The sequence below is a fragment of the aff. Roholtiella sp. LEGE 12411 genome, assembly GCF_015206995.1.
Lineage (GTDB): Bacteria > Cyanobacteriota > Cyanobacteriia > Cyanobacteriales > Nostocaceae > Komarekiella.
Genome location: NZ_JADEXR010000153.1, coordinates 1 through 13,739, shown reverse-complemented (window position 1 = coordinate 13,739; position 13,739 = coordinate 1). Strand labels below are relative to the sequence as shown.

General features: G+C 42.2%; 13 protein-coding genes. 1 reads left to right on the top strand and 12 read right to left on the bottom strand.

Annotated features, from left to right (window positions below; translation table 11 throughout):
- The coding region (locus IQ246_RS30595; protein ID WP_244142140.1) for a DUF2157 domain-containing protein at positions 1 to 2,969 on the top strand (2,969 nt) is incomplete at its 5' end.
- Positions 2,970 to 3,079: 110 nt separating this feature from the next.
- On the opposite strand, the gene IQ246_RS24065 is transcribed toward IQ246_RS30595, so the two are convergent.
- The 12 genes from IQ246_RS24065 to dapF form a co-directional block, all read right to left on the bottom strand.
- Entirely contained in the window at positions 3,080 to 3,634 is a 555-nt protein-coding gene (locus tag IQ246_RS24065) for a nucleotidyltransferase family protein (RefSeq protein WP_244142139.1), read from the bottom strand.
- Between the two features lie 35 nt (positions 3,635 to 3,669).
- The gene (locus tag IQ246_RS24060) at positions 3,670 to 4,044 is read right to left on the bottom strand and encodes a nucleotidyltransferase family protein (RefSeq protein WP_194005849.1); all 375 of its coding nucleotides are present in this window, start codon (positions 4,042 to 4,044) and stop codon (positions 3,670 to 3,672) included.
- Positions 4,045 to 4,058: 14 nt separating this feature from the next.
- Complete coding sequence (locus IQ246_RS24055) at positions 4,059 to 4,691, bottom strand: hypothetical protein (protein WP_194005848.1); 633 nt, start codon at positions 4,689 to 4,691, stop codon at positions 4,059 to 4,061.
- Positions 4,688 to 6,505: an ABC transporter ATP-binding protein gene (locus IQ246_RS24050; protein WP_194005847.1), complete on the bottom strand. Its 1,818-nt coding sequence runs from the start codon at positions 6,503 to 6,505 to the stop codon at positions 4,688 to 4,690. Before IQ246_RS24050 ends, IQ246_RS24055 begins: the two co-directional genes overlap by 4 nt.
- Before the next feature lie 3 nt (positions 6,506 to 6,508).
- Positions 6,509 to 7,420, bottom strand: a complete 912-nt coding sequence (locus IQ246_RS24045; RefSeq protein WP_194005846.1) for a serine kinase — start codon at positions 7,418 to 7,420, stop codon at positions 6,509 to 6,511.
- 336 nt (positions 7,421 to 7,756) lie between these two features.
- Positions 7,757 to 7,912: a hypothetical protein gene (locus IQ246_RS24040; RefSeq protein ID WP_194005845.1), complete on the bottom strand. Its 156-nt coding sequence runs from the start codon at positions 7,910 to 7,912 to the stop codon at positions 7,757 to 7,759.
- Positions 7,913 to 8,148: 236 nt separating this feature from the next.
- Positions 8,149 to 10,053, bottom strand: a complete 1,905-nt coding sequence (locus IQ246_RS24035) for a lasso peptide isopeptide bond-forming cyclase (RefSeq protein ID WP_194005844.1) — start codon at positions 10,051 to 10,053, stop codon at positions 8,149 to 8,151.
- Positions 10,050 to 10,499 carry a lasso peptide biosynthesis B2 protein gene (locus tag IQ246_RS24030; RefSeq protein WP_194005843.1) on the bottom strand — a complete coding sequence of 150 codons (450 nt, stop codon included), beginning with the start codon at positions 10,497 to 10,499 and terminating at the stop codon, positions 10,050 to 10,052. The genes IQ246_RS24035 and IQ246_RS24030 overlap by 4 nt, the downstream gene beginning before the upstream one ends.
- Positions 10,483 to 10,773 carry a lasso peptide biosynthesis PqqD family chaperone gene (locus IQ246_RS24025; RefSeq protein ID WP_194005842.1) on the bottom strand — a complete coding sequence of 97 codons (291 nt, stop codon included), beginning with the start codon at positions 10,771 to 10,773 and terminating at the stop codon, positions 10,483 to 10,485. Before IQ246_RS24025 ends, IQ246_RS24030 begins: the two co-directional genes overlap by 17 nt.
- Positions 10,774 to 11,529: 756 nt before the next feature.
- Entirely contained in the window at positions 11,530 to 11,667 is a 138-nt protein-coding gene (locus IQ246_RS24020; RefSeq protein ID WP_194005841.1) for a hypothetical protein, read from the bottom strand.
- 314 nt (positions 11,668 to 11,981) lie between these two features.
- Positions 11,982 to 12,179, bottom strand: coding sequence for a hypothetical protein (locus IQ246_RS24015; protein WP_194005840.1), 198 nt, complete (start codon positions 12,177 to 12,179; stop codon positions 11,982 to 11,984).
- Between the two features lie 662 nt (positions 12,180 to 12,841).
- Positions 12,842 to 13,681, bottom strand: a complete 840-nt coding sequence (gene dapF / locus IQ246_RS24010; RefSeq protein WP_194005839.1) for a diaminopimelate epimerase — start codon at positions 13,679 to 13,681, stop codon at positions 12,842 to 12,844.
- Positions 13,682 to 13,739: the final 58 nt, after the last annotated feature.

Genomic DNA, 13,739 nt, shown 5'->3' with positions numbered 1-13,739 from the left:
CCCCTCTTCCCCTCTTTAACAAACTCTGGGAGAAACTCGGCGCAATCTTACTCATCCTAGGTTGGCTAGTTTCGGTAATATCTTATCCCTGGCAAGCAATAGCTGTATGTGGTTTGGGTTTGTGGTTTGTGGGAAGTCGCTTATGGCGGTACAGTTTAAAGACTGACTTAGCGGCGATTTTTGTCATCGGCTTACAAACTATTTGGCTGGGTTGGCGGTTAGTACCTTCTGAACTACAGCAATGGGCGATCGCTACTTGCACATATCTTACCAATGCTCAAAATGAACCTTGGGCGTTGCTGGGTGTGGCTTTATTTCCCTACATAATTTTAATGGTGGCGCTCAATGAGAGCCTGTATCGCATCCAAAAGCAAGAAATAGCTAAGTTTGGCGAACTCTTAGCGCTCTTATTTGGCGCTTTTTTAACAACAATCGCCTTAATAAATCCCGCATTGCGATCGCTAAATCTGCTACTTTCTACCTCCACTCTCGCGATCATCACTAAACGCCGCTCCTCCCCTTCTCCCCCCCTGATATACCTGACTCACATCATGGGGTTGCTAACATTTTGCTCTATGATCAATTTGCTTGTGCCAACTCTCAGTAAAGAAGCTTGGGCAAGCATTTTATTAGCTGTAATGGTAGCAGAATGCGGATTTAGCCTCGGCGACGGACTATGGCGACGTAGTGCCTGGTACATTGGTTTAGGACTAGCAGCCGTTAGTTTTATCATATTATGGGTAAATGCCAAATCATCTTGGTATGGTGTAGCTGATAGTCAAGACCATTGGGGAATCATTTGGCTAGCTACGCCTTTAGCTCTCACTGGCATTGCTAATCGCACAACTTTAGAGCGTCGTACTATAAACAGTTACTTAAGCGTCTTGGCTGTGGGTGTTTCCCAGTTACTTACTTTACAGTTACCAGGAACCAGATTAATCGGTTTGGCTGTGGGTGCGGGGCTGATGTTCACAAATACTCGCTATCTGCGAAACCAAATATCTGCGGTAATCACAGTAGGCTTTGGATTGAGTTTCATTGGAGCGCTACTTTGGACAGGTTTACCTAGTTTACCTCGCCTGGCGCTAGCAGGTTGGTTTGTTGTCGGGGCGATCGCAACTTTCAGTTTATGGTTAGCGCGTACAGCACTGATGCGCCAAGGTAACAAGTTAGCAGATATCTATGCAATAGCAACCGATAAGTGGGCGATCGCCTTGTGTGGCTTTGAGTTATTAATGCTGACGTTGCACTCAGTGCTAGTTTACCAGAATATTGTTGATCCAGGATTTTTGTACTTTACTGCCACTGCTATAACCTTGGGAGCGATGGCTGAGCGCAGTTGGCGGGAACCAACCAATTGGGCATTTTATAGCATCGGTTGGTGTCTGGAATTGTTAATTGCGGAAGTGCTGGGTTTTGGAGAAAGCTCAACTGTTAAGATTGCGATCGCTAATATCGCCTTGGGTTTGATTGCTCAATTGTTGGGAGAGTGGTGGCGGCGACGACACCAATTAGAAAGGCTTCCTAGCAGTTTTCACATCTTGCCACTAATCTATGGTGCATTTAGTATATTGCTACGTTTAGACACCTTTACCAACTGGACAGGTTTGTGTTCTTTGGGCGTAGCTTTAATAGTAATTGGTGTAGGACGACGCCGCGAAAACTTCAAACTGCTACTTTACCTAGGAATCATCGGCCTATCAATTGCTGCTTATGAACTTTTGTTCTATCAAATGTTACAAACCAGAGGAGGAGCATTAGGAGATGGATTAATTGCCATGTCTGCTCTTGGGGCTAGCATCATGTATGCTTATCGCATCCTCTCCCCTTGGCTTTCGGGCTACTTACGCCTGAGTTTGCAAGAACTGAAAACAATTGCCCATATTCACTGGGCTTGGAGTAGCTTTTTATTAATGGCTGCTATTACTACTCCCATCGGAGTTAACCGTTTGGTGGGATTAGCAACCGGAGTATTTTTGATTCGATATGCTATCTTTCAGGGACGGCGATCGCGCATTGTACGGCAGTTAATACAATTAAGGCAACCTCCAGAAGTTCCGCACTTGGGAAGCCAATCCTCAAACTTATTAGCGCAACGTACTGTCTTGCTTGTTAACGAAACTCCTCTCTACAAGTTGGGAGGAATAACGATCGCACAGATCTGGGTTTACCTCGGTTTATTAGAGGTAGCTGGTATGAGAATTTATTGGCGCGAGACAGCAGTAGGGCAATTTTTGACTGGGCCGCTAATTCCTTGGAATGGTGCGATCGCCTGTGTGGTAGCCTATTTTCTGTACATTCTGCCTTGGGAAAATTGGGGTTGGTCTAAAAGACCTTGGCAACAAGCTGCATACATTGTACCACTGATAATTTTATGGGAAACTAGACTGCGAGTTTACCCAATCTCCATACTACTTGCTGCTGGCTTCTACATCTTCATAGCAAAAGTTGGCAAAAACATCCGTTTTACCTATGTTAGTGTAGCTTTATTTAATTGGGCGCTTTCCCGCTGGTTTGATGACTTACACCTAACTGATGCTTTGTGGTATGTTACACCAATTGGGTTATCACTGCTTTATGTTGCTCAAATAGATCCCCAGTTGAAGCTACCAGAATATAAAATAGCTCGCCATAGTTTTAGATTGTTAGGTAGTGGTATAGTTTGCGGATGGGCAATTTTATTTCATCAAGAAACAGCCCTGATCCCTGGAATTTTCAGCCTCATTGCCATTTTTGCCGGATTAACTTTGCGAGTACGGGCTTTTCTCTACATTGGCACAGCCACGTTTTTGATTACTAGTGTTTATCAATCAGTGATTTTCAGCTGGCGCTACCCTTTTATGAAATGGGTTATTGGCTTGCTAGTAGGCATCACCCTGATTTCCATTGCAGCCAACTTTGAAACTCGTCGCGCTCAACTAACTTCCATAATTCGCAATGCCATTGACGAATTTCAATCATGGGAATAGGACATCTAATCAAGCATTGTACTTTTTTTAAAACTAGCGACTATTCGTTATTGTCGTTGTCGATGTGTTCTAGCTTCATCTCAAGTTGACACTCGCTCAGCTACTTGTTACTAAACTCCACTAAAAAGACGTTGCCATATAGTTACTACTAAATTTCTAGTCAAGCGAATTGGTCGAATTAAATAGTAGAGAAAATCCAAATATTTGGGCAGTGATAAAAACTGCTGATCTTGAAATGTTGGCATCATTTTATGGAGTATCGGAAGAATAATCCAACGCCAAAAACTTCCAATACAGTAATGTATTTTATCCTGTTGACGTTCCATCATTCTGATGTGAAATTTGAATGTTTTGAAGCTAAAGCCTTCTGTTTGGCTGATAGTTTGATTAAAAAAGTCCTGACAAACTTCAAAAGTAAGTTTTTGGCATTCTAAATCAGCCCGAATTCTTTGATTAACTGGCTCTGGTAAAGTAGTTTCTAAAAGATTATGTGCCAAATATAAACCTAGTAAAAGCATACGCTCTGTGCCTAGCTTTTTGGCTTTTGCCATTATCTGCTCCCAATCCGTTTGTTGATGAATGCGGATTAATTCAGCTAGATCACAAATCCATGCTAGTCTCTCCCACAGATGTTTGGAACCATGCACACAGAGAATTACAAGCAAGTCCTCTAATCCCAGGTTCGGTACTTTAATGTCAATTAAAGGTACGGCCCTTTGAACGGGATAGCATAGATATCGTGTTCCTTAAGTAACTCCAGTAACTTCAGCAGTTCTTGAGTTAGCAACAGATTGTGGACGGCGTTGGTATGGTAATAACTGCGTAATTGAGTCAGGATAATTTCAGGAACGGCTTCTGAGCAAGTAGCTTTCAAGCTTTGGTACAAGAGCGGTATCACCCCTTGACTAGCTGCTGTTTGGATTAAGTAAGTCCAGTCGATATCTTGCTGAAGTAGCGTTTTGATTCGCTCTACTGTTTCCGGAACTATGTGGCTTCGAGAACAACACAGAAGTAACTCGATTTCTGCTCCCGCCGTTTCTGAGTCTTTAATCGGTGGTTTAACTAAGGTTTTCATAAAAAGTCAAATATCTAACTCCAATACATCTGTTGCTCAAGATGACGCTGAATCCGAGTTTTTAGTAGTCCTATCAAGGCAATACCAGTCACGGTTCCATAGGCCAACGAACCTATAACTTCTACAAGCGTAGGATCTACTATTGGTAGAACAAGTGCGATCGCACCTCCTCTAGCAACTCCACCGATACAACTGGCAAATATCCACCAAATTGCGTACCGGATGTGATTTCGCAAAACTAGCCATTGAAAAACTCCGATTACAGTTGACGCTAAAAACATAATCAAGATATATGTCCAAACTCCCTGTATATTCACAGTGACTCCGAGTATTAATAAATATCCTTGAGGAGCAATTTCTACAATCTTTTCCCCAATCTTAAACACATAAATAATTAAGTATGCTGTAATCCAACCATAAGCACTGGCTAGTATCCACCTACCTAAATGCGGGATGTATTTTCGCAAAACTAGCCATTGTAAAATGCCAAACATGGGCATAGTAAAGAACGATAATTGTCCTATCATCACGTTGATTAGGTTAGCCACTACCCACCAAAACCACAAACTCAACAAAGAGAAGGCAAGTCGTTTGAAAAGATAATGATCTGCATTTATATTGTTGAAAAACTTACGCGCTCGTTTCATCGATAGTGTTGGGCTTGGGTTTCAAACAAGTGTGCATAGCTAGCGCCTAGCTGCATCAGTTCCTCATGAGTACCGTTTTCCACAATTCGCCCATGCTCCATCACATAGATGCAATCGGCCATTTTTACTGTAGAAAGGCGATGGCTGATAAGGATAGCAGCTTGACCATTGATGAGTTGGCGGAACTTTTGAAATACTTCTTCTTCTGCTTTGGGGTCTAATGCACTAGTGGGTTCATCGAGGACAATTATTTGGGAGTCGCGCAGGAATGCTCTAGCTAAAGCTATTTTTTGCCACTGACCAATGCTGAGTTCTTCTCCTTGGTCAAATAATTTGCCCAGGATGGTGTCATAACCTTGGGGTAAGCTTTTGATAACTGCATCTGCACCAGAACGATAAGCAGCTTTGGTAACATCTTCATGATCCTGTGGGATATCAATGTTACCTAACCAGATATTTTCAGAGGCTGTAAGATGGTATTTAGCGTAGTCTTGGAAAATTACGCTGATTTGGCGACGCAACTCTGTTGTTTTGAATTGGCTTAGATCAATGCCATCAATAGTGATATTCCCTGTAGTTGGATCGTATAATCTGCATAAGAGTTTAATTAGGGTAGTTTTACCAGAGCCATTTTCACCTACTAATGCAACTACTTCCCCTGGTCGAATGGTCAGGTTGATATCAAAAAGTGCTTGTCGGGTAGTGGTTGAGTATTGGAAACTTACATGGTCAAAAATAATGCCAGTTTTGATGGCTTGGGGAATAGCTTTAGGATGTAACGGTTCAACTAGCTTTGGTTTGAGATCCAGAAATTCATAGAGGTTGGCAAGAAAAAGGTTGTCTTCATAGAGACTAGACAAGTTACCCAACAGTCCTTGGAGAGCAGCCTGTCCACGTTGCAGTGCTTGTTGATACAGTACTAAATCTCCTAGACGAAGAGTACCAAAGATGGTTTGATAGAGTATAAAGGCATAGACAGCAAAAATGAAAATGCCAGCTATAGCTTGAGCAACTAAGCTGGCCATAGAACGTCTTGTGATCAGCGCTAGGCTTTCCTTATATATCTGCCGCCGTAAGTGGCGAAATCTTTCACTAAACAGGTTGCCTAAATTAAATAGCCGAATTTCTTTGGCATAAACGTCTGAAGTCAGCATCCAGCCGAGGTAAGTAGCTTGCCGCTCTATTGGTGTCCATTTACGCTGCCAGTTATAAATAATCTGGGCGTATTTGCTCCGCACCAGCACAGCAGGAATGACAGCAACCAGCAGGATGCCTACGATTCCCCAATGCAATGACAGGAGTAAGCCAACCATCACCAGTAAGGATAGTCCATTCTGTCCTACTTGTGCTAAATGATTTAAAATTTGGTTTGGTCGATAAGGGGCTTCCTGTTGAGCGCGTTGCAGAGCATCATAGTACTGAGCATTTTCGTAGTATTCTAAATCGGCTTCAATCGATTTCGCATGAAGAATGCTTTGCATATAGTCGGTGAGACGCTGGCTTTGGGCAGTATTTACCACTTCTGCTAGGGAGTTGCAGAGCGTAGTAGCTAGAGTTACAGCACCGGCTATAACAATGAGGACGACTCCTTGATGAAAAACGGTTGTCTTATCGGCAGTAATCAGGCTAGTGGATACTGTGTCTATGAGGAGTTTGGTCAGATAGAGCGATAGTAAGGGTAGTGTGCTTTGAATTACTAGAATTACTATACGAGCGATCGTCCAACTGCGTCCGCTTTGCCACACTAGCTGCAATGCAGGTAAAAGGCGTAAGCTTTGCTGTATTTTCAGTTTTAATGTTTTCCCTATAAACATCCTTCAAACTACGACTGATTGTATTTGGCAAGAAAGATGATTTTCCACTAACTTGACTAACTCAGGGAGTAAGGTCAGGTCACGGGGTCGCTTGAGACGATAGATAGTCTGTTCCTTGGCAAGGGCGACACACTGTAGAAAGTGTGATGTACCTCCAGAGTGATATAACGTTGTAGGGCGCGAGTGCTGTACAAGTTCCATTACTGAGTCTCTAGGGTTCAAAGGCTCTATCCCAAACTCTGTATCGTCAGCAAGGACGTAAATACGGCTGATGGGAAGTGGCGTTTGAGAAAAGTTCTGGGTGAGACGATAGCCCCGTTTTTCGTCGTCTGGGTGCAGTACTAGCAAAGACTCAAAATCATATCCCAGTGCCGCAGCAGTTTCTCGACTGAGTTTGATTTGCGGAAACCCAGGAGCAATTGTAGCTGGTTTAGTACCTAATGTGACTGGGGCAACATCATCGCTAAGAAAGCCATATCCTTGCGCTAGAAATGCAGCTGATGTTGAGGATTTTCCTTGACCTGACACTCCAAGAAAAACAACTGCACCGCCATGAATATTTACTACACTGCCATGTAATACAAGTAGCCCTCGCTGATACAGCAAAATTGCCATAACAGTGCCGACAAGATAGAAACGAATCAGTATATCACAGGCATTTGGTGCAGGAATAACCACAATCTTGTCTCCACCTTGCACCAGAAAGACCGCCACTTCTTTGATATATAGTACTGACTCCTCTAGAGAGAGTTTGAGATTCCAAGGCTGGCTGATCACTTGTTCTGACAAATAATCAACTGCTGTGTGGTCGTTGTCTATATGAACAGTAACATCACACCCTCTTTGAGCATGAATAAATTCTGGTATAGGTAACTCAGACTGGATGCCTACACCATAGGCAAAGTAAGAAAACAAGTTCGATGTCCTTTACTTGATAGTGTGTTTGGTTGCTGAAGCAAGATTGGTAAGAAATCTTAACCTTGACTTAGTTGGGGAAATCTAAAAAATCTAGGACTTACGCATTGACAAAAATACTAAATATAAGTTGTTGAAAAAACACATATCATATATTTTAGGGTTTAACAGTGCTTAGCAGCCAAAAGTCTCGCATTGCCTAGTTTCTAGTCTATAGGCTGGGACGGACTTGACGAGAGGCAGAACCTCTCAAGATCGGTTTCCAGCCTTCAGACTGGCAACTAATCAAGGCAAAGGCTGTATCTTGACTTAGTGCCATTTTACAGATTGGTACTTCTAGCTTCCAATAGTTATAACGCCGAGTCCGAGACTAGTAAGATTAACTGATACGTTCAGCGCATCCGATGATCCCAGGTTTTTTGTTTTGTTTTGAGTCAGATTTTCAACTGCACCGTAAACTGTCAAATCTGGTGTATTCCAAGATTTCTTCATTTTTACATTCTCCTTGTGTGGTACTAATTCTTCAGACAGGCTGAAGGCATTTAACTGTGGTTAAAATGCTTAAATAAAAAACTCGTATAAATTGAGGTAACGGCTAATGCCAAAGACGCTTCAGGTAAAAAAATTCCTATAAATCAATTAATCAATTATGATCATTTCCAGCAATAACAACTAAAAAGTTGAAGACAATCAGAGCTACGAGATGGACCAGTTTTGGTTTGGTTCACCTAGGTAGTAAAATTCGGCTGACTCAACCAAAGAGCTAAAGTTACGCCAGAAAGTACATTCAAAGATTCTTCTTCACTTTGAGGAAAGTGGGAATAGTGATCATAGGAAGCACGTAAGACTGGTAGATTTACATACGGTTCAATAGATTTTGGTTGGTTTATCACCTTTTCTAGAGTTTCTCGTTCATCCTCCAACAATCGCCGTTTGAAGTTAAAACCAAGGTTAGCTTTGCTCACTCGCTGCTGAATCTTTGGAGGGAGAATATCTGTCATCGCATTGCGGAGAATAGCTCTTGAGAAACCATGACTAAACTTTTGGTTTGAGGGTAGAGACAGGCAAAATTCCATTAGTCGCCGATCAAAAAATGGGTAACGCCCTTCCAAAGAATATCTCGCAGTTGTCTTGTCAGCCATCTCCAATATGTAAGGATATAGCCCAGTCGTCAGACTTTGCCAGTGTTGTTGTCTACCCGTCAAGGTCAATGCTGGTTCGTGACTTAGTAGTTTTCGAGTCTGTTGTACTAACTTGATTCCCTTGGCAAAAGCTGGGTTAATCAACTCACTATTTGCACTTGTTTTCCCCACATACTTCCGCAATGCTTGCCAAAATTGATTAGCAGGTTCTATTAATAGAGGACTGACGCAATTTGCCCAGAGTAGTTGACTACGTGGTACTCGAAATCTTCGCCCTGTAGCAGTGACTTCCTTCATTAGAGTCACCCAACGACCGGTATAGGCTAGTTCTGTTAAATAACGCCATCCGTGAGAAACTGTACTGTCTCCATCAACACCATCTAAGAAAACTCGAACGCTATGTTGATGGGCGCATTCATACATTCCCTGATGAATGTACAAGTTGGGAGCTAAAATCGGTTCTTCTTCCCGCCAGAGAATTTCAATTAAAGGAGTGAGCAAGTCAGCCCGTACATCGTGAGCCTGAAAGCCTCCTAGAGCTTTGACTGCATCCATGTAAGGACGCTCATCTATCCAGGGCAGGTCTTCCTCTGGTAGACTAGGAAAAATGGCAGAGAATGTATGCAGCTGTTGATTCCCAGATTTAGCCAGTAGCTGACGTGCTGTACAGGCTATCGATGAAGAATCTAGCCCTCCACTTAAAGTTGAGCCAATGGGGAACGCACTCCGTAGACGACAGCGCACTGCTTCTGTGAAAATTTCCCGGAAAGCCTCAGCATACTCCTCATCTGAATTCAGGCGAAGTTCGCGCTTGCGGTCTAGCGCCCAATAGGATTGCACCTGCATCTTTTGGGTGCTGCTGATTGTTAAATAACGTGCCGCAGGTAATCGGAATATTTCTTGGTAAAAAGTAATTTCTTGATCTTCAAAGAACATATCTAGATGATATGCAACCTGAAGTTCATTGAGTCGGCGCGGCACTTCTGAGAGGCTCAACAGAGCTTTGATTTCCGACGCCAAGATAAAAACTCGATTTGAGCAATAGTAATAGAAGGGCTTAACCCCCATGTGGTCTCTAGCGCAGAATAACTTTTGCTGTCGTCCATCCCAGATAGCAAAGGCAAAGTCACCTATCAGTTTCTCTGGACATTGCTCACCCCACTTTTCGTAAGCAGCTAAGATTAGCTGACTATCTGTAATTTTCTCCACTGGGCGGTCGGTAAGACTGAGTGCAGAGATGAGTTCATCTCGGTTATCAATCCTAGCGTCAGCCGTAATCACCAGATTACCAGTTTGGTTTACTAGAGGCAATTTCTCCAGCAGAGATTCAGGTGTAGTCCATAACATCCGATGTCCTAGACCAACAGACTCTTCGCACCAGATATCTGCTCCATCAGGGCCTCGGTGAGCCAGAATGTCCACCATTCGCCCCAGATTTTCCCGCTCTACTGGTCTACCATCAAGATAGTAAATACCTACAATACCGCTCATAATCTCTCTACTCCTTCAAGAGATGGCAACGGAGTGAAGCTGGAAAGCTCTCTAAGATAGCCCATCACTACCTGTCCTTGACTTTCGACCCACGCATGGGCTTCTAACTTTCCTCCCTCCTTCTTAGCAACGCCAATTCGGAGTTCAGGTGAGTAGCCATACCGAGTCATGAGTACCTGTGTTGTTAAAGCACGAGCTAGACACTTGACACCACCGGGGATATAGCGACTACTCACATTAACTGCTCCGACAATTTTGCCCAAATCAGTTCGCTGTATTTCCTGAGACTTCAGGCTTGTTTGACTAATTGTAGATAATAGTTGCAGCAACCTTTGAAAAGGTAGCAACCACAGCCCTATTTTGATCAATCCCAACAAGATAAACGTATTGATCAATAGATGGCGATCGCTATTTGTCAGGTTCAGAAACTTACCCAACCGCTTCATGATTTACCTCAATTAGCCCTTGCTCTTCGAGTTGTTGGAGGATTACTAACAGTTCGCGATCGCACTGCTCAGGCTCAACCTCATATTCTGCCAAAAGAGCATCCTGAATTTCACTGATAGTTCTTGACTGCTGGATTAAATTCCAGATGCTAGCACCCACAGCATTTAGACCGTAATAAGTCCCAGACTTGAGATTGAGGATAACCGCCTCTCCAGCCAAATCAGAAGATATCTGTTCTTTTGCCACTACTACTCTTGAATGTCCTGTTACCATACGTTATAAACTCCTTGGTGCAAATAAAGACCGTTCAAATTAAGTTCTGTTCTCTTCTCGTTGTGTTGCAATTAGATAATGTAGTAATCCGATTTGATTCGTGAACTGACTCGTAGAGACAGGGAATGGGGAATAGGAAAAAATGGAGTTAGAGGTGTACGCAGTTTTTTCAAAAATCAAATAGAAATCCTATAGGTATAAGGGATGGGTTTCAGGCGTGAAAACGTGATCTTTCAATTGTCTTTTAGCGATCGCCATCCATGTGGCGGTAATTGTCAAAAGTCTGGAACGACCAAATTCACTCAATGCATATAATGCTCTATTTGTATAGTGCGTAAGTCCTAGAAATTTTGGGAAAATAGCTTTTTTGAATTGTTTTTCTAGTATTTTTTTGGGTTTATTTCCCACAGTTACTTATGTATCACTATTACTGAGTGTTGTAAACTTCTTTATCCAATCTTTAAAATACAATTTTATGTAAAAACTAATACATTAAAAAAGATATATAATTGGAAGTTTAGTCTTCCCATAGATGTATTTTGTTCACTTATTAAAAAGCCGAGATCTTATGAAATTTTGTTTTATTTTTCATAAAAAGCATTGATTTATTGACTAATACGCAATTCTTTTTTGTGTCAGTTATAATTTTGTGATATACGTTTATATTAAAATAATACATAAATAAATTTTATATATAAACTAAAGGCATATCTGCACAAGCAAGAATCCAGTTCATACAAGCTTTATATAATGCTTTTAACTGTTGTAAGTTTGCTCATAACCTATTGATTGAAAGCGACGGAAAACTCCATCCCCAGGTGTCTGTAGAGGGATAGTCACCCGGCCGCTTTGGGCATAAGGTAGGGCATTGGTAGCTTCTTTACCATGCCCCATACTTCTCTACGAGAGGCTGCGCCAACGGCTTACCTCGGCTCCGCTCGGCACGAGTTGCTCAGTACAAGTTACCCATTGCCCCTTATCCGCAGAGGGGGCCCCACCTTCCCCAGTCCCTTTTACTTTTTAAAACCGTCAAATTCAGATTAATATTTTGTTCAAAATTATGTATAAATTTACTTAAACTAAGAGGTTTCAAAATATTTTTTATTTGGTAGGTATTCCCTATTTTAGGACTTAGTAAAAACTGAGCCTCAATCAAGGGAATCCTACCTTTTCGTTACAAAAGTGTTACCTATCTATGTAGGAAATCATTAGTCACTGTCATTATCATAACAGTCTTTTGTGTCTTTCTTGGGGTATCTAAACTCGTGAACATGGTGGTGATGATGGTGGTGGCGATGGTACTGATATTTCTTGCCTCCACAATCTTTACATCCTCCAGACAGAAGCTGCTGTTCCTCTGTGGATAACTCCACAAATGAACTAGATTCCATAACTTGATATGACATAATTTTTGCCTCACTTACTTAAAGAGGCGTTGCACAAATTAAGCAAAGTGTGTAACACCTCTGTTATTATTTCTAAATATATTTTGTAGATATTAAATTCACCTAAAGTTAGAAATAAGCAGGCTAAGTTTATTGCTTTTGGCTCATGACAAATTTGATTCTAATCCTGAGCGCTACAAACTATCTCACTCTTTTTAAGCGCTATGCAATAATAATCTGAACGCTTTTTATTAGAGGATGTTTGTAAAGTCTAATTTATCACTTGCCCAGGCGATTAGAAATCGCGCGCCACTTGCTACAAGTCGGCATAGCCGCCCAACGCAGTGGCTTGGCTACACAGACGAAACCTGCGGAGGCAGGTTTTAAAACCTTAATTTTATGTTAGTCCGCGCAGGCGGACTTTGCCTGTGTAGTAGCGAATTATATTCGCCTAAAACTTTTAAAACATCCTCTTAGAAGATAGTAGGGTGAGCATTATAATGCTCACCCTACTATGGTTTTTTACTTAGGCTTTTCCCTGACCATAAAAAAGGTTTTGAGGGCTTATCCAAAAAATATTAAGATACCAGTATTAGACCCTTTATAAACAGGGAAAAATCCCAAACTTTCAAGGGAAAACAAAAAACAAAAAGCTGTCAGGGAAAATGCTGTATTAACGTGACTCATATCTTACCAGTGAATACCCGCTCAGCAGATCCAGTCATATAAATACGCTGATCTATTTGTGACCATTCGATTTGTAAGGGCCCGCCTGGTAGTTCTACAGTAGCAGTGCGATCGCATTTATCTGTCAAGACACCAGCGACTAAGGCAGCACAAGCACCAGTACCACAAGCCAGGGTGCTCCCAGCACCCCGTTCCCACACCCGCATTTTCAGGTAGTCACGGCGAACTACTTGAATAAATTCAGTATTTATCCGTTGGGGAAAAACTGGATGATGCTCAAACTGGGGGCCGATAATTTCTAAGGAAATTGCTGCGACATCTTTGACAAAAGTAATGCAGTGAGGATTTCCCATACTCACACAGGTGACATTCCAAATTTGCTCAGCCACTTCTAGTGGTTGATTAATGACTTTTTCTTCCGCGGGTGCGAGAGTGGTGGGAATTTCCAGAGCGAGTAACCGGGGTAAACCCATATCTACTTTCACTTGACCATCAGACATGAGTTGGGGTGTGATTACACCAGCTAGGGTATGAATGCGATATCGGTCTTGATTCCGGGATTCGCCCTCTAAATCTGCCAGAAAACCAGCTAAGCAGCGAATGCCATTACCGCACATTTCTGGTTCTGAACCATCGCAATTAAAAATTCGCATGGTATAGTCAGCACCGTTTTCTCCAGGTAGGGCAAAAATTACACCATCAGCACCAATACCAAAATGGCGATCGCACAACTTGATAGCTTGCTCTGGTGTCAGTGCAGGCGCAGATGACCAGCGATTATCAATCAGAATAAAATCGTTACCTAGACCGTGATACTTAGTAAATTCGATTGCCATTTCTCGAAGGATGAATTATCAAGGATTAGTTACTGTTAATTGGGGATTGGGGCAGGGG

Bases quoted from the DNA above. Each gene is read 5' to 3' on its own strand.
- IQ246_RS24060 (WP_194005849.1), bottom strand. From the start codon at position 4,044: ATGAAAACCTTAGTTAAACCACCGATTAAAGACTCAGAAACGGCGGGA.
- IQ246_RS24015 (WP_194005840.1), bottom strand. From the start codon at position 12,179: ATGTCATATCAAGTTATGGAATCTAGTTCATTTGTGGAGTTATCCACA.
- IQ246_RS24035 (WP_194005844.1), bottom strand. From the start codon at position 10,053: ATGAGCGGTATTGTAGGTATTTACTATCTTGATGGTAGACCAGTAGAG.
- IQ246_RS24020 (WP_194005841.1), bottom strand. From the start codon at position 11,667: ATGGGGCATGGTAAAGAAGCTACCAATGCCCTACCTTATGCCCAAAGC.
- IQ246_RS24050 (WP_194005847.1), bottom strand. From the start codon at position 6,505: ATGTTTATAGGGAAAACATTAAAACTGAAAATACAGCAAAGCTTACGC.
- IQ246_RS24025 (WP_194005842.1), bottom strand. From the start codon at position 10,773: ATGGTAACAGGACATTCAAGAGTAGTAGTGGCAAAAGAACAGATATCT.
- dapF (WP_194005839.1), bottom strand. From the start codon at position 13,681: ATGGCAATCGAATTTACTAAGTATCACGGTCTAGGTAACGATTTTATT.
- IQ246_RS24055 (WP_194005848.1), bottom strand. From the start codon at position 4,691: ATGAAACGAGCGCGTAAGTTTTTCAACAATATAAATGCAGATCATTAT.
- IQ246_RS24040 (WP_194005845.1), bottom strand. From the start codon at position 7,912: ATGAAGAAATCTTGGAATACACCAGATTTGACAGTTTACGGTGCAGTT.
- IQ246_RS24030 (WP_194005843.1), bottom strand. From the start codon at position 10,499: ATGAAGCGGTTGGGTAAGTTTCTGAACCTGACAAATAGCGATCGCCAT.